This window comes from Geodermatophilus sp. SYSU D00815 (assembly GCF_054050035.1).
Map to the genome: position 1 here is coordinate 1 of NZ_JBJGYO010000020.1, position 14,482 is coordinate 14,482.

Here is a 14,482-nt window from a genome sequence, read left to right on the forward strand (position 1 = left end):
GTGGGTCGGGGTGGGGTGGTGTGTGTTTTTGGTTGTGGGGGGGGGGGTGGGTCCGTACCAAAGGGCCGGGTGGGTGGGGGGGCTTCGGGACCCGTACCCCCCGGGGACGGGTGCGGACACGGCGACGGCGCCCGTCCCCACCCTCTCGGGTGGGCACGGGCGCCGTCGGGGTCGCTACTTGCCGGCGCCGGCGGTGCGCTTGCCGAACCGCTTCTCGAAGCGAGCGACGCGGCCACCGGTGTCGAGGATCTTCTGCTTGCCGGTGTAGAAGGGGTGGCAGGCCGAGCAGACCTCGACGGTCAGCTGACCGTTCGGGGCGGTGCTGCGGGTCTGGAACGTGTTGCCACAGCCGCAGGTCACGGTGGTGACGTTGTAGGCCGGGTGGATGTCGGGCTTCATGAAGTCGCCTCTTCTGCGAAGTCTGTGCGGTTCACCGGGTGGAACGCGGGCGGACGGCGGTGCATTCCGCCCCCGCCCGGCGGGCTCGGCCGACCAGTATCCCTGATCCGCGGAGCCCGCCGGTGGGGAGGTCCTGGAACGGCCCTCCTGCAGGGTCCCGGCCCGAGCGTCAGCGCGGGTCGGGGGGCAGGAGGGTCCTTACTCGTTGCCCGGGCCCAGCGTGGTCTTCTGGATCTGCATGAGGAACTCGACGTTGTTGCGCGTCTTGCGCAGCTTGTCGAGCAGCAGCTCGAGGGCCTGCTGCGGCTCCAGGGCTGAGAGCACCCGCCGCAGCTTGATGAGGATGGCCAGCTCGTCGGGCGACATGAGGATCTCCTCCTTGCGCGTGCCCGACGCGTTGACGTCCACGGCCGGGAAGACCCGCTTGTCCGCCAGCCGGCGGTCGAGCTTGATCTCCGCGTTGCCCGTGCCCTTGAACTCCTCGAAGATGACCGTGTCCATCGTGGACCCGGTCTCGACCAGCGCCGAGGCGATGATCGTCAGCGAGCCGCCGTGCTCGATGTTGCGGGCCGCACCCAGGAACCGCTTCGGCGGGTACAGCGCCGTCGAGTCGACACCACCGGACAGGATCCGCCCGCTGGCCGGGGCCGCCAGGTTGTAGGCCCGGCCCAGGCGGGTGATCGAGTCGAGCAGGACGACGACGTCGTGGCCCATCTCGACCAGGCGCTTGGCCCGCTCGATGGACAGCTCGGCGACCGTGGTGTGGTCCGACGGCGGCCGGTCGAAGGTCGAGGCGATGACCTCGCCCTTCACCGAGCGCTGCATGTCGGTGACCTCCTCGGGCCGCTCGTCGACGAGGACGACCATGAGGTGGCACTCGGGGTTGTTGCGGGTGATCGCGTTGGCGATCGCCTGCAGCACCATCGTCTTGCCGGCCTTGGGCGGCGAGACGATCAGCGCGCGCTGCCCCTTGCCGATCGGCATGACCAGGTCGATGACCCGGGTGGTCAGCTGGTGCGACTCGGTCTCCAGCCGCAGGCGCTCCTGCGGGTAGAGCGGGGTCAGCTTGTGGAACTCGGGGCGCTGGCGCGCCTGCTCGGGCTCCAGGCCGTTGACCGTGTCGAGCCGGACGAGGGCGTTGTACTTGTCCTTGCGCTCGCCCTCGCGGGGCTGGCGGACGGCGCCGGTGATGGCGTCGCCTCGGCGCAGGCCGTAGCGGCGCACCTGGGACAGCGAGACGTAGACGTCGTTGGGCCCGGTCAGGTAGCCCGAGGTGCGGACGAACGCGTAGTTGTCCAGCACGTCGAGGATGCCGGCGACCGGCAGCAGGACGTCGTCCTCGCTGATGGTCGGCTCGGTCTGCTCGAAGCGGTCCCGGCCGCGCCGGTTGCGGTCGCGGTAGCGGCGCCCGCGCCGGCCGCGGCCGCCCTCGAAGTCGTCGTCGTCCTCGTCGCGGTCGTTGCGCTCGTTGCGCCCGCCGTCGGTGCGGTTGTCGGTGCGGTTGTCGGGCCGCCCGCCGCGGTCGGTGCGGTCACCGCGGTCGGGGCCACGGTTGCCGTCCCGGTTGTCGGCGCGGTTGCCCGACCGGTCGCCGTCGCGGGTGCGCTGGCGGTCGCCCTCGGCGCGGTCACCGCCGTCGCGGGTGCGCTGGCGGTCGCCCTCGGCGCGCTCGCCGCCGTCGCGGGTGCGCTGGCGGTCGCCCTCGGCGCGCTCCGCGCCGTCGCGCCCGTCACGGTTGCGGTTGCGGCCGCGCTGCGGGCGGTCGCCCTCGGCGCGCTCCTCCGCCGGCGCGGTGGCCTCGGTCGACGCCGCGCTCTCGGCGGGCGCCGCGCTCTCCGCCGGTGCGGTGCTCTGCGCGGGCGCCGGGCTCTCGGCGGCCGGGGCCTCGGCGCCGCCCTCGGCGGTCGGGGAGCCGGCGGGCCGGCTGGCGCCGCGGCGCCGGCGGGCCGGGGCGGCGGTCTCGCCCACGACGGGGCCGGAGTTGGCGCCGCCGCTGACCGGTGCCTCCAGCGGCTCGGCCGAGGTGGGGGCGCCGGTGCGCCCGTTGACGGTGCCCTCGGTGGAGGCGGCGGGCGCCGGCACCGAGCCGTTGGCCTCGCCGCCGACCTGGCGGGCGGAGATGGCGGCGACCAGGTCGCCCTTGCGCATCCGGGCGATCCCGGTGATGCCCAGTTCGGCGGCCAGCCGCTGCAGCTCGGGCAGCAGCATCCCGGCCAGCCCGCTGCCGCGGCGACGGGAACGCCCCGCCGTCCCAGAAGCGGCAGGTGCCTCGCTCGAGCCGGAGGCGTCCTGCGCACCGGTCACGACGAGGTCTGTGCTTTCACTCACGTACAGGTCCTTCCCTGCGGTGACCTGCGCCCACTGGCGCAGGAGGTGACCCGTTCCCGCCGGCTCCGTGGGGAAGTGGGGACGCCAGAGGAAACGAGTCCGATGGGTGCGAGGCGGATCAGCGGCGACGGATGGATCGTCAGCAACGCCCCGCGCGAGGCTCGCCCCTGGGGGCGGCTACGCCGTGAGCCTAGACGCGACCCACGGACACGACAACACCGGTGGGACCCGGCGTGTTCCTCGTTATCAGGACGATACCTCGGCCCGCTCCGAGAGTACGCGCGCTCCGCCGCGGTCCACCTCGAGCGGCAGCGCCCACCACCCCGCCGGGGTGAGATCGCTCACCGCCGCGGCGGTGGCGCGCCGGGCCAGCACCAGCACGCTCGGCCCCGCGCCGGAGACCACGGCGGCGTGCCCGGCCTCCCGCAGCCGGTCGACGAGCGCGAGCGACTCCGGCATCGCCGTGCCGCGCTGCCGCTGGTGCAGCCGGTCCTCGGTGGCCTCGAGCAGGTACGCCGGTTCGGCGGAGAGCGCGTGCACCAGCAGCGCGGCCCGCCCGGCGTTGAACGCCGCGTCGGCGTGCGGCACCGCCTCCGGCAGCAGCCCCCGGGCCACGTGCGTGGACAGCGTCGCGTCGGGGACCAGGACGACCGGCAGGACGTCCGGGCCGACGTCGACGGTGGCGGCGCGGGCGCCCTGCGCCGTCAGCCACGACAGCGTGGCGCCGCCGAGCACGCAGGCGGCCACGTTGTCGGGGTGGCCCTCGAGCTCGGTGGTGAGCCGGAGGACGGCCTCGAGGTCGATCGCCTCGACGTCGGGGCACAGCGCCCAGGCGCCGACGACGCCGGCGACGACCGCGGCCGCCGACGAGCCCAGCCCGCGCCCCTGCGGGATCCCGTTGGCCGCCACCACCCGCAGGCCCGGCGGGGCCCAGCCGAGCTCGTCGCAGGCGGCCCGGAACGCGCGGACCACCAGGTGCGACCCGTCGGCGGGCAGCTCACCGGCGCCGACCCCGCTCACCTCGACGGACAGCCCGCCGTCGGTCTCGGCGAACTCGACGACGTCGTGCAGCCGCAGCGCCAGGCCGGCGCAGTCGAAGGCGGGCCCCAGGTTCGCGCTGGTCGCGGGCACCCGGACCCGGACGGAGGTGCTCACAGGCCCAGCTGGGCGGCGGCCGCGGCGGCGTCGACCGGGATCGACACCGGCGCGGGCGCACCGGAGATGGCCCACTCCGGGTCCTTGAGCCCGTTGCCGGTGACGGTGCAGACGACGCGGGAGCCGGCCGGCAGCTCCCCCGCCTCGGCGACCTGCAGCAGCCCGGCGACCGAGGCGGCCGACGCCGGCTCGACGAACACCGCCTCCTTGCGCGCGAGCAGCCGGTAGGCGGCGAGGATCGCCCGGTCGGTGACCGCGTCGATGCGGCCGCCGGACTCGTCGCGGGCGGCCAGGGCCTTGGTCCACGACGCGGGGTTGCCGATCCGGATCGCCGTCGCGATGGTCGACGGCTGCTCGACGACCCTGCCGGTGACGATCGGCGCGGCGCCCGCGGCCTGGAAGCCCCACATCCGCGGCAGCTTCGTCGCCGTCCCGTCGGCGGCGTACTCGCGGTAGCCCTGCCAGTAGGCGGTGATGTTGCCGGCGTTGCCGACCGGCAGGCAGTGGATGTCGGGCGCGTCCCCGAGGACGTCGACGACCTCGAACGAGGCGGTCTTCTGCCCCTCGATGCGGTACTGGTTGACGCTGTTGACCAGGCTGACCGGGTAGTCGATCGCCAGCTTGCTCGCCAGCGCCAGGCAGTCGTCGAAGTTGCCCTGCACCTGCAGCAGCTGGGCGCCGTGGACCAGCGCCTGGGCGAGCTTGCCGGTGGCGATCTTGCCCTGCGGGACCAGGACGGCGCAGACCAGCCCGGCGCGGGCGGCGTAGGCGGCGGCGCTGGCGCTGGTGTTGCCGGTGGAGGCGCAGATGACCGCCTGCGAGCCCTCCTCGACGGCCTTGGTGATGGCCATCGTCATGCCGCGGTCCTTGAACGACCCGGTCGGGTTGGCGCCCTCGACCTTGAGGTAGACCTCGCAGCCGGTGCGCCGGGACAGCTCCGGCGCCGGCACCAGCGGCGTCGCGCCCTCCTGCAGCGTGACGACCGGGGTGGTGTGGCTCACCGGCAGCCGCGAGCGGTAGGCCTCGATCAGCCCCGGCCAGAACGGCGAGACGGCGCCGCGCACCGGCGTCCCTGTCATTGCAGCCCCTCCACGCGCAGCACGCTGGTCACCCCGCGGACGGCGGGCATCCCCTGCAGCGCGGCGACCGTCGCCGAGAGGGCGGCGTCGGGGGCGCTGTGGGTGACGATCACGAGCGTCGCGGCGTCCCCGTGCCCGTCCTGGCGGACCGTGGCGATGCTGACGTCGTGCTGGGCGAACTCGTGCGCGACCGCGGAGAGCACGCCCGGCCGGTCGGCCACGTCGAGGCTGACGTGGTAGCGGGTCGGCGTCTCGGCGATCGGCCGCGCGGGCAGGCCGGCGTAGGAGGTGACCGCCGGGCCCGGGGCGCCGGCCAGCCGGTTGCGGGCCACGGCGACCAGGTCGCCCAGGACGGCGCTGGCGGTGGGCTCGCCACCGGCGCCCTGCCCGTAGAACATGAGCTGCCCGGCCGCCTCCGCCTCGACGTAGACGGCGTTGAACGCCCCGTTCACGCCGGCGAGCGGGTGGCTGGTGGGGATCATCGCCGGGTGCACCCGCACGGCGACCGAGTCGCCCTCCGCGTCGTCGGCGCCGCGGCCCGGGACCCGCTCGCAGATGGCCAGCAGCTTGACCACGCAGCCGATCTCGGCGGCGCGGGCGACGTCGCTGGCGGTCACCGCGGAGATGCCCTCGCGGTAGACGTCGGTGGCCGCGACCGGCGTGTGGAAGGCCAGCGAGGCGAGGATCGCCGCCTTGGCCGCGGCGTCGAAGCCGTCGACGTCGGCGGTCGGGTCGGCCTCGGCGTAGCCCAGCTCGGTGGCCTCGGCCAGCGCCTCGGTGAACCCCGCGCCGGTCTCGGCCATGCGGGAGAGGATGTAGTTCGTCGTCCCGTTGACGATGCCGACGACCCGGCGCAGCTGGTCACCGGCGAGCGACTCCCGCAGCGGGCGCAGGAGGGGGATCGCGCCGGCCACCGCGGCCTCGTAGTACAGGTCGACGCCGGCCTTCGCCGCGGCGGCGTGCAGCGCGACGCCGTCCTCGGCGAGCAGCGCCTTGTTGGCGCTGACGACGGACTTGCCGGCCTCGAAGGCGGCCAGCAGCAGCGTGCGCGCCGGCTCGATGCCGCCGATGACCTCCACGACGAGGTCGACGTCGTCGCGGGTGACCAGCGCCTCGGCGTCGGTGGTGAGCAGGTGCGCCGGCACGTCGGGGTGGTGGTCGGGACGGCGGACGGCGACGCCGACCACCTCGGCCCGGCGGCCGATCCGGGCGGCGAGGTCCTCGGCCTGCTCCTCCATCAGGCGCAGCACCGCGGACCCGACCGTCCCGCAGCCCAGCAGGGCCACGCGCAGCGGCCTCACGACCGCACCCCCACGGGGTGCTCCGGTGCCGGCTGGTCGAGGGCGGGCGAGGGCGCGGGCACGTCGGCCAGCACGGCGTCGAGGGCGAACACGTCCGACAGTGTCTGACGCCGGACGACCTCCGTGGCCGTGCCGTTCCGCACAGCGACCACCGGGGGCTTCAGCAGGTAGTTGTAGTTGCTCGCCATCGACCAGCAGTAGGCGCCGGTGGCGGCGACCGCCAGCAGGTCGCCGGGCTGCACGTCGGAGGGCAGCCACAGGTCGCGGACCAGGATGTCGCCGCTCTCGCAGTGCTTGCCCACCACCCGGCACAGCGCCGGCGGGGCGTCGGAGGTCCGGTTCGCCAGCACGCAGGTGTAGGCCGCGTCGTAGAGCGCGGTGCGGATGTTGTCGCTCATCCCGCCGTCGACGGAGACGTAGTTGCGCACCAGCGGGGCGCCCGGGGTGCCGCTGGCGCCCAGCCGCACCGGCTTGATCGTGCCGATCTCGTACAGCGTGACCGTGCCCGGGCCGGCGATCGCGCGGCCCGGCTCCACGGCCAGCCGCGGCACCGGCAGGTCGAGCGCCGCGCACTCGGCCGCGACGACGGCGCGCAGCTTGCCCGCCACGTCGTGCGGGCTCACCGGGTCGTCGTCGGAGAGGTAGGCGATGCCGAAGCCGCCGCCGAGGTTCAGCTCCCCGAGGGTCTCCCCCGTCGCCTGCCGCACCTGCGCGAGCAGCCCCACCACCCGGTGCGCGGCGGCCTCGAACCCGGCGGTGTCGAAGATCTGCGAGCCGATGTGGCTGTGCAGGCCCGCCAGGTGCAGCGCCGGCTCGCGGATCACCCGGACCGCGGCGGTCAGGGCGTCGCCCGTGGCCAGGGAGAAGCCGAACTTCTGGTCCTCGTGGGCGGTGGCGATGAACTCGTGGGTGTGCGCCTCGATGCCGACGGTGGCGCGGACCAGCACCGGCACCGGGGCGCCGCCCGCGGCCACCCGCGCGGCGGCCAGCGGGACCAGCCGCTCGACCTCGTCGAAGGAGTCGAGCACGATCCGGCCGATCCGGGCCTCGACCGCCGTGCGCAGCTCGACCAGCGACTTGTTGTTGCCGTGCAGGGCGATCCGCTCGGCCGGGAAGCCGGCCGCCAGCGCCAGGGCCAGCTCGTTGCCCGAGCAGGCGTCGAGGTGCAGGCCGTCCTCGGCGATCCAGCGGGCGACCTGCCCGCACAGGAAGGCCTTGGACGCGTAGTGCACGTCGGCGCCGGCGAAGGCCGCGGCGAAGTCGGCGGCGCGGCCGCGGAAGTCGGCCTCGTCGAGGACGAACAGCGGGGTGCCGTGCTCGCGGGCCAGCTCGGTGACCGGGCGGCCGCCCAGGTGCAGCTCGCCGTCGACCCGCTCGGCGGTGCGCGGCCAGACGTGCGGGTCGACGACGCCGAGGTCGGCCGGCGGGGGGCCGGCCGGCGTCGGCTGCTGCAGGTTCCCGTGCAGGGGCCCCGCCGGGTGCGCCCTCACCGCTCGCCCCCGCACCGTCGCGCGGGCCGGCCGTCGGTCAGCGGTCCTGCGGGTCGCATGGTCACATCCGCTCCGGCGCGCTCACGCCCAGCACCCCGAGGCCGTTGCGCAGCACCACCGCGGTCGCGGCGCACAGCCACAGCCGGGCGGTGTTCAGCGCGGTCGCCTCCTCGTCGCCGCGCGGCAGCACCCGGCAGTTGTCGTAGAACCGGTGGTAGGTGCCGGCCAGCTCCTCCAGGTAGCGGGCCACCCGGTGCGGCGCCCGCAGTTCGGCCGCCGTCGACACCACGCGCGGGAACTCGCCGATGGCCCGCAGCAGGTCGCCCTCGCGCGGGTGCGACAGCTGGGCCGGGTCGACGTCGGCGGCCTCGCCGAGCGGCAGCCCCAGGTCGGCGGCGTTGCGCAGCACGGAGGAGATCCGGGCGTGCGCGTACTGCACGTAGAAGACCGGGTTGTCGTTGGTCTGCCGGCTCCACAGGTCGATGTCGATGTCGATCTGCTGGTCGACCGACGCCCGGGCCAGCGCGTACCGCGCGGCGTCGACGCCGATCGCGTCGACCAGGTCGGACAGCAGCACGATCGTGCCGGCCCGCTTGCTCATGCGGACCGGCTCGCCGCCCTGCAGGAGGTTGACCAGCTGGCCGAGCAGGATCTCGAGGTGCTCGTCGGGGGCGTCGCCGGTGGCGGCCACCAGCGCCTTGTACCGGCCGACGTAGCCGGAGTGGTCGGCGCCGAGCATGATCACGGCCTTGTCGAAGCCGCGGGCCCGCTTGTCGAGGTAGTAGGCGCAGTCGGAGGCGAAGTACGTCGTCTCGCCGTCGGCCTTGACCAGCACGCGGTCCTTGTCGTCGCCGAAGTCGGTGGTGCGCAGCCACACCGCGCCGTCGGCCTCGTAGACGTGCCCCTGCTCCCGCAACCGGGCCAGCGCCTTCTCCAGCGCGCCGCTGTCGACCAGCGACTTCTCGCTGAACCACACGTCGAAGGCGACGCCGAAGTCCTCCATCGACCGGCGGATCTCGGCGAGCATCAGCGCGACGCCGCGGTCGCGGAACACGCGCAGCTGCGCGTCGTCGTCCCGCTCGAGCACGTCGGGGACCGCGGCCTGCACCTGCGCGGCGATGTCGGCGATGTAGGTGCCGCCGTAGCCGTCCTCGGGCACCGGCCGGCCCTGCGCCGCGGCCTGCAGGCTGCGCGCGAACCGGTCGATCTGGGCGCCGGCGTCGTTGATGTAGTACTCGCGGGTGACCTCGGCGCCGCTGACCTCCAGCAACCGGCCGATGGCGTCGCCGACCGCCGCCCACCGGCTGCCGCCGATGTGCACCGGGCCGGTGGGGTTGGCCGAGACGAACTCCAGGTTCAGCCGCTGCCCGGCCAGCACGTCGGTGCGGCCGTAGTCCTCCCCGGCCGTCACCGCGCGCACGGCGATCTGCCCCAGGGCGTCCTTGGCCAGCACGAGGTTGAGGAAGCCCGGACCGGCGATGTCGACCGACGCGATGCCGTCGTGCGCGCGCAGCTCCTCGGCCAGCACCTCGGCCACCTCGCGGGGCGGGCGCCCGGCGGCCTTGGCCAGGCGCAGCGCCACGTTGGTGGCGTAGTCGCCGTGCTCGGGGTTCTTCGGTCGTTCGACGAGGACGTCGGCGGGGACCTCGACCGACAGCGCGCCGCGGTCGACGGCCGCGGCCACAGCGGTCCGGACGACGTCGCGCAGCTGCTCGGGTGTCACCCGTCGAGCGTACTGAGCCGCTCCCCGCGGCCCCGCCGTCGGTCCTGCGGTTCCGCGGCACCCACAGCTCGCCGACCTAGACTCCCGCGCGAGAAGGGGGCGTCCGCGCCCGACCGGAGCGGCGCGCACGCGCCCAGCACGAGGAGTGGCATTGGCCAAGGACCGCAAGCCCGACAGCGCCCGCGCGACGCGCGGCGAGACCCGCGGGGGGTCGAGCCGGTCCGGCGGCACGAACGGCTCGCGGTCGGCCGGCACCGGCACCGCGCGCAAGGGCGGCCGCACCCGCCCGCCGACGCAGGTCGTGACCGCGCAGCGCAAGCCCTGGGGCCTGATCGCCGCCGCCATCGCCGTCGTCGTCTTCGCCGCCGCCGTCATCACCTACGCGACGGTGCAGGTGAACCGGGCCAACGAGGACCGCGTCACCTCGATCACCCAGATCGACGGCGTGCAGGCCACCGAGTACGCCGCCGGCCAGCAGCACGTCACCACCCCGGTCGACTACACGGAGTCGCCACCGGTCGGCGGCCCGCACGACGGCGTCTGGGCCGACTGCACCGGCACCGTCTACGACGTCGACGTCCGGCACGAGAACGCGGTGCACAGCCTCGAGCACGGCGCCGTCTGGATCACCTACAACCCCGACCTGGTGGGCCAGGAGGACATCGACCGGCTCGCCGAGCTGGTCGACGGCGAGGCGGGCCGGATGCTGTCGCCGTACGCGGGTCTCGACTCCGCCGTGAGCCTGCAGTCGTGGAACCACCAGCTCAAGGTGGACTCGGCCGGCGACGAGCGGATCGAGCAGTTCGCCGACCTCATGACCTTCAACGCCACCCCCTACGGCGACGACGACGAGCGCAACGAGCTGGCCTACCCCGAGATCGGCGCCAGCTGCGAGAACCCGCAGTTCGCCGCCAGCCCGCTCGTCGCGGGCGAGGAGAGCGCCCCGGTCGGCTCCAGCGACATGGCCACCACCCCGACCGCCGGCAGCACCGGCACCCCGTGAGATGACGATGACCGCCGAGCCCGTCGAGACCGCCGGGGCGCCGCCGGCCGGCGCGCCGAGCGGCCGCCGGCTGCGGGCCGCGCTGCTCGCGGTGATCGGCGTCGCGCTGGTGCTGCTCGGTGCCGGTGGCGCCGTCGCCCTGGGCATCGGCCGGGACGAGGCGCCCACGACCGACTCGGTCGACGCCGGCTTCTCCCGCGACATGTCCCGCCACCACCTGCAGGGCGTGGAGATGGCCAACCTCGCCCTCGACCGGGCGACGGACCCCGAGGTCCGGCAGCTGGCGTTCGACATCTCCTCGACCCAGACCAACCAGGCCGGCCGGATGCAGGGCTGGCTGTCGCTGTGGGGTCTGCCGCAGAACGGCGACGAGCCCATGGCGTGGATGGGCTCCTCCGGTCACGACCACGGCGCGGCGCCGGGCGGGCTGATGCCCGGCATGGCGACCGAGGACGAGCTCGCCGAGCTGCGGTCGCTGGAGGGGACGGCGTTCGACGTCCGCTTCCTGCAGCTGATGATCCGGCACCACCAGGGCGGGTTCGACATGGCGCGGTACGCCGCCGAGCACGCCCGGGAGCCCGCGGTGCGGTCCCTGGCCCGGTCGATCGCCCAGACCCAGGACGCCGAGACGACGACCATGGCCGGGATGCTGACCGCGCTCGGCGGCACGCCGCTGCCCGCTCCCTGACGGGCGGTGCGCAGGACGGTCGGGGGCGGCTGGTAACTTCTCCCCTGCCCCACCGACACGAGCCCCCGTAGCTCAGGGGATAGAGCACCGCCCTCCGGAGGCGGGTGCGCAGGTTCGAATCCTGCCGGGGGCACTCCGACCTCCGCGGTCGGCCCGTTCCGGGGCCGCACCCCGTGGCCTACCGTGCGCTCCATGTCCCACATCCCCGACCGGGCGGGTCGCTCGGCCCAGAGCGAGGAGCGGCAGCGTCCGGCGTCCGGGTCCGGCCCGGCGACCGGGCTGTCGCACCTGGGCGAGGTCATGGGGCAGGTGGCCCGGGCGCTGCAGCAGGAGCACGGCGACGTCGAGGCCACCCTGCATGCCATCACCGCGGCGGCGGTGACCTCGGTCCCGGGCACCGACGCGTGCGGCATCACCCTGGTGATCGGCCGCCGGACGGTCGAGTCCCGCGCCCCCACGGGCGCCCTGCCGCGCCGCATCGACCGGTTGCAGGAGGAGCTCGGCGAGGGGCCCTGCCTGGACGCGGTGTGGGAGCAGCAGACGGTGCGCATCGACGACGTCGACCGGGAGGAGCGCTGGACACGCTTCCCCCGCGCGGCCGCCGAGGCCGGGCTGGGCAGCCTGCTGTCGTTCCAGCTCTTCGTCACCGGCGACAACATGGGTGCGCTCAACCTCTACGCCGGCGAACCGCACGCCTTCGGCGAGGAGTCCGAGTCGGTCGGGCTGGTCTTCGCCAGCCACGCCTCGATCGCGCTCGCCGGGGCCCGGGAGGAGGCGAACCTCAGGGCCGCCGTGGCCAGCCGCGACCTGATCGGCCAGGCGAAGGGCATCCTCATGGAACGCTTCAAGGTCCCCGCGGACCAGGCGTTCACCATGCTGGCCCGGGCCTCGTCGCACACCAACCGCCGGGTGGTCGACATCGCCGAGGAGCTGTGCCGGACGGGCGCGCTGCCCGGTCCGCGGCCGCAGGTCCAGCGGTAGGGGCTGCGCCCGGCGCCGGCGACCGGCAGGGTGGACCCACGGTCACGCGCCGGCCGGCAGGCGCGCGGCCCAGGCCCGGCAGTTCAGACAAGCGGGCTGCCGGGCCGCCCTGCCGCCCGACGGCCCGGTCCGAGCCGCCGGCGGACCGGTCCGCCGTCCGTCCGCGGCCGTCGCCTAACGTCCGGGCATGACCGTTCCCGTGGCCGTCACCGGGGCGACCGGCCGGCTCGGCGGCCGGGTCGCCCGCCGGCTCGCCGCGGCCGGGGTGTCCCAGCGCCTGCTCGTGCGCGACCCGGCCCGCGCGCCCCGGCTGCCCGGCGCGGACGTCGTCCCCGCGTCGTACGGCGACGCGGCGGCGGTGCGCGCGGCGCTCGCCGGGCTGCCCACCGTCCTGATGGTCTCCGCGTCGGAGACCCCCGACCGCGTCGACCAGCACCGCACCTTCGTCGACGCCGCGGCCGCGGCCGGGGTCCGCCACCTGGTCTACGTCTCCTTCTACGGCGCCGCGCCCGACGCGACGTTCACCCTCGCCCGCGACCACTGGGCCACCGAGGAGCACGTCCGCGCCCGCGGCCTGCGGTGGACGTTCCTGCGGGACAACCTGTACGCCGACTTCTTCCCGCAGATGGTCGGCGCCGACGGCGCGCTGCGCGGTCCGGCCGGTGACGGGCGCGTCGCCGCGGTCGCGCAGGACGACGTCGCCGACGCCGCCGTCGCGGTGCTGCGGGACCCGGCGGCGCACTCGGGGCGCACCTACGACCTCACCGGGCCCGAGGCGCTGACCCTCGCGGAGGTCGCCGAGGTGCTCACCCGCGCCACCGGGCGCGCCGTCTCCTACGTCCGGGAGACCGTCGAGGAGGCGTACGCCTCGCGCGCCGCCTACGGGGCGCCGGGCTGGCAGGTGGACGCCTGGGTGTCGACGTACACGGCGATCGCCGCCGGCGAGCTGGCCGGCGTCAGCACCGCCGTGCCGGACCTCACCGGGCACCCCGCGCGCGGCCTCGAGCAGGTCGCCCGCGACGCCACGTTCTGAGCACCGTCCTCCCCGGGTATGCCGGGGGTCGCCGCTGAACCCCAGGAGGCCGACGATGTCCATCCAGTCCAGCTCCGGCTCCGTCCCGCCCGTCGTCCCCCCCGACGACGGGACGGACGACCTGGTCGACCGCACCACCGAGGACGGCCAGACCGTCGGCGCCGCCGACGCGGCCGAGGACGCCCGGCGCGCGGGCGCCGACCGCGACACCCCGCTGCGGGACACCGTCGAGGAGGGCGCGCTCGACGCCGGGGTGGACGCCGACCGCGCCACCGACGGCGGCGAGGCGGTGGGCACCGCCGACGCGGAGGCCGACCGGATGGCGGCGGGCGCCGACGACGACCGCGCGTAGCCCCCGCCGCGTCGACTCCCCGATCCGCGTCGACTCCCCGATCCGCGACGACGGCCGGGGCCGCGTCAGCTGGTGAGCAGGCCGCCCTCCACCGGCAGCGTGGTGCCGGTGACGTAGGCGCCCGCGTCGCTCACCAGGAACACCAGCGCCGCCGCCAGCTCGTCGGGGTCGCCGGGCCGGCCGACGAGCACGCGGCCGAGCTGCGCCTCGATGTAGCCCTCGGGGTACTGCTCGGTCATCTCGGAGGCGAAGAAGCCGGGCGCCAGCGCGTTCACCCGGATGCCCTTGCGGCCGGTCCACTGCTGGGCCAGGTCGCGGGTCAGGCCGATCAGGCCGGCCTTGCTCGCCGCGTACGCCGCCTGCGGCAGCCCGGCGGTGGTGAGGCCGAGGATGCTCGAGATGTTGACGATCGAGCTGCCGGGCCGCATCACGCGGCCGCACGCCTGCGCCATCCAGTAGCAGCCGTTGAGGTTCACGTCGATCACCTGGCGGAACTGCTCGGGCGTCTCCCGGGTGGCCGGGACGGCGGTGCCGATGCCCGCGTTGTTGACCAGGACGTCGACCCTGCCGAACTCGGCCATCGCCGCGTCGACCAGCGCCTGGCAGTCCTCGGGCACCGCCACGTCGGTGCGCACCGTGAGCGCCCGGCGGCCGGCCTCCTCGACGAGGCCGCGGGCGTGCCCCAGCCGGTCCTCGCGGCGGGCGGCCAGGACGACGTCGGCCCCCGCCTCGGCCAGCGCCTGCGCGAAGTGGACGCCGAGCCCCGAGGAGGCCCCCGTCACGATCGCCACCCGGCCGTCCAGCCGGAACAGATCCAGGATCGTGCGGTCCCTCACCCGTGTCCCCTCTCGTTGGCCATCGCTGCCCGCACCGTAGTTGGCCGCGTCTCGGGTCAAGTCGGGGGCGTGGGCTGCCGACGCTTCCCGGGGGGATCGGCTCCCGGTGCGAAC

13 protein-coding genes and 1 tRNA gene are annotated in these 14,482 nt (G+C 75.2%); 6 read left to right on the forward strand and 8 right to left on the reverse strand.

Annotated elements, in window-relative coordinates; genetic code table 11:
- Positions 1–174: 174 nt before the first annotated feature.
- From rpmE to argS, 7 genes are all read right to left on the reverse strand, one after another.
- Complete coding sequence (gene rpmE, locus ACI78S_RS18565; RefSeq protein WP_456542908.1) at positions 175–399, reverse strand: 50S ribosomal protein L31; 225 nt, start codon at positions 397–399, stop codon at positions 175–177.
- A gap of 198 nt (positions 400–597) precedes the next feature.
- Positions 598–2,607 carry a transcription termination factor Rho gene (gene rho, locus ACI78S_RS18570; protein ID WP_456976038.1) on the reverse strand — a complete coding sequence of 670 codons (2,010 nt, stop codon included), beginning with the start codon at positions 2,605–2,607 and terminating at the stop codon, positions 598–600.
- 366 nt (positions 2,608–2,973) lie between these two features.
- Positions 2,974–3,882 carry a homoserine kinase gene (gene thrB, locus ACI78S_RS18575; RefSeq protein ID WP_456976039.1) on the reverse strand — a complete coding sequence of 303 codons (909 nt, stop codon included), beginning with the start codon at positions 3,880–3,882 and terminating at the stop codon, positions 2,974–2,976.
- A complete protein-coding gene (thrC, locus tag ACI78S_RS18580) occupies positions 3,879–4,961 on the reverse strand; it encodes a threonine synthase (protein WP_456976041.1) in 1,083 nt (360 codons plus the stop codon). Before thrC ends, thrB begins: the two co-directional genes overlap by 4 nt.
- Positions 4,958–6,262, reverse strand: a complete 1,305-nt coding sequence (locus tag ACI78S_RS18585; protein ID WP_456976043.1) for a homoserine dehydrogenase — start codon at positions 6,260–6,262, stop codon at positions 4,958–4,960. Before ACI78S_RS18585 ends, thrC begins: the two co-directional genes overlap by 4 nt.
- Positions 6,259–7,752 carry a diaminopimelate decarboxylase gene (gene lysA / locus ACI78S_RS18590; protein ID WP_456976045.1) on the reverse strand — a complete coding sequence of 498 codons (1,494 nt, stop codon included), beginning with the start codon at positions 7,750–7,752 and terminating at the stop codon, positions 6,259–6,261. The genes ACI78S_RS18585 and lysA overlap by 4 nt, the downstream gene beginning before the upstream one ends.
- Before the next feature lie 61 nt (positions 7,753–7,813).
- Positions 7,814–9,475: an arginine--tRNA ligase gene (gene argS / locus ACI78S_RS18595; RefSeq protein WP_456976047.1), complete on the reverse strand. Its 1,662-nt coding sequence runs from the start codon at positions 9,473–9,475 to the stop codon at positions 7,814–7,816.
- Between the two features lie 145 nt (positions 9,476–9,620).
- Here argS and ACI78S_RS18600 point away from each other — a divergent pair, with 145 nt between their 5' ends.
- The 6 genes from ACI78S_RS18600 (at position 9,621) to ACI78S_RS18625 (ending at position 13,532) form a co-directional block, all read left to right on the forward strand.
- Positions 9,621–10,478 carry a DUF3105 domain-containing protein gene (locus tag ACI78S_RS18600; protein ID WP_456976049.1) on the forward strand — a complete coding sequence of 286 codons (858 nt, stop codon included), beginning with the start codon at positions 9,621–9,623 and terminating at the stop codon, positions 10,476–10,478.
- 7 nt (positions 10,479–10,485) lie between these two features.
- On the forward strand, positions 10,486–11,166 hold the full coding sequence (locus tag ACI78S_RS18605; RefSeq protein WP_456976051.1) for a DUF305 domain-containing protein: 681 nt from the start codon (positions 10,486–10,488) through the stop codon (positions 11,164–11,166).
- A 61-nt stretch (positions 11,167–11,227) separates the two neighbouring features.
- A tRNA-Arg gene (locus tag ACI78S_RS18610) sits at positions 11,228–11,299 on the forward strand.
- 59 nt (positions 11,300–11,358) lie between these two features.
- Positions 11,359–12,147, forward strand: coding sequence for a GAF and ANTAR domain-containing protein (locus ACI78S_RS18615; RefSeq protein WP_456976053.1), 789 nt, complete (start codon positions 11,359–11,361; stop codon positions 12,145–12,147).
- Between the two features lie 187 nt (positions 12,148–12,334).
- Positions 12,335–13,180 (forward strand): SDR family oxidoreductase, encoded by an 846-nt coding sequence (locus ACI78S_RS18620; protein ID WP_456976055.1) that lies wholly within the window; start codon positions 12,335–12,337, stop codon positions 13,178–13,180.
- Between the two features lie 55 nt (positions 13,181–13,235).
- Entirely contained in the window at positions 13,236–13,532 is a 297-nt protein-coding gene (locus tag ACI78S_RS18625) for a hypothetical protein (protein WP_456976057.1), read from the forward strand.
- 65 nt (positions 13,533–13,597) lie between these two features.
- On the opposite strand, the gene ACI78S_RS18630 is transcribed toward ACI78S_RS18625, so the two are convergent.
- A complete protein-coding gene (locus tag ACI78S_RS18630; protein WP_456976059.1) occupies positions 13,598–14,368 on the reverse strand; it encodes an SDR family NAD(P)-dependent oxidoreductase in 771 nt (256 codons plus the stop codon).
- Positions 14,369–14,482 lie beyond the last annotated feature (114 nt).

Excerpts from the sequence above, each read along its gene's own strand:
- rpmE (WP_456542908.1), bottom strand. The coding sequence starts at position 399 with ATGAAGCCCGACATCCACCCGGCCTACAACGTCACCACCGTGACCTGC.
- rho (WP_456976038.1), bottom strand. The coding sequence starts at position 2,607 with ATGCTGCTGCCCGAGCTGCAGCGGCTGGCCGCCGAACTGGGCATCACC.
- thrC (WP_456976041.1), bottom strand. The coding sequence starts at position 4,961 with ATGACAGGGACGCCGGTGCGCGGCGCCGTCTCGCCGTTCTGGCCGGGG.
- ACI78S_RS18605 (WP_456976051.1), top strand. The coding sequence starts at position 10,486 with ATGACCGCCGAGCCCGTCGAGACCGCCGGGGCGCCGCCGGCCGGCGCG.
- ACI78S_RS18615 (WP_456976053.1), top strand. The coding sequence starts at position 11,359 with ATGTCCCACATCCCCGACCGGGCGGGTCGCTCGGCCCAGAGCGAGGAG.
- ACI78S_RS18620 (WP_456976055.1), top strand. The coding sequence starts at position 12,335 with ATGACCGTTCCCGTGGCCGTCACCGGGGCGACCGGCCGGCTCGGCGGC.
- ACI78S_RS18625 (WP_456976057.1), top strand. The coding sequence starts at position 13,236 with ATGTCCATCCAGTCCAGCTCCGGCTCCGTCCCGCCCGTCGTCCCCCCC.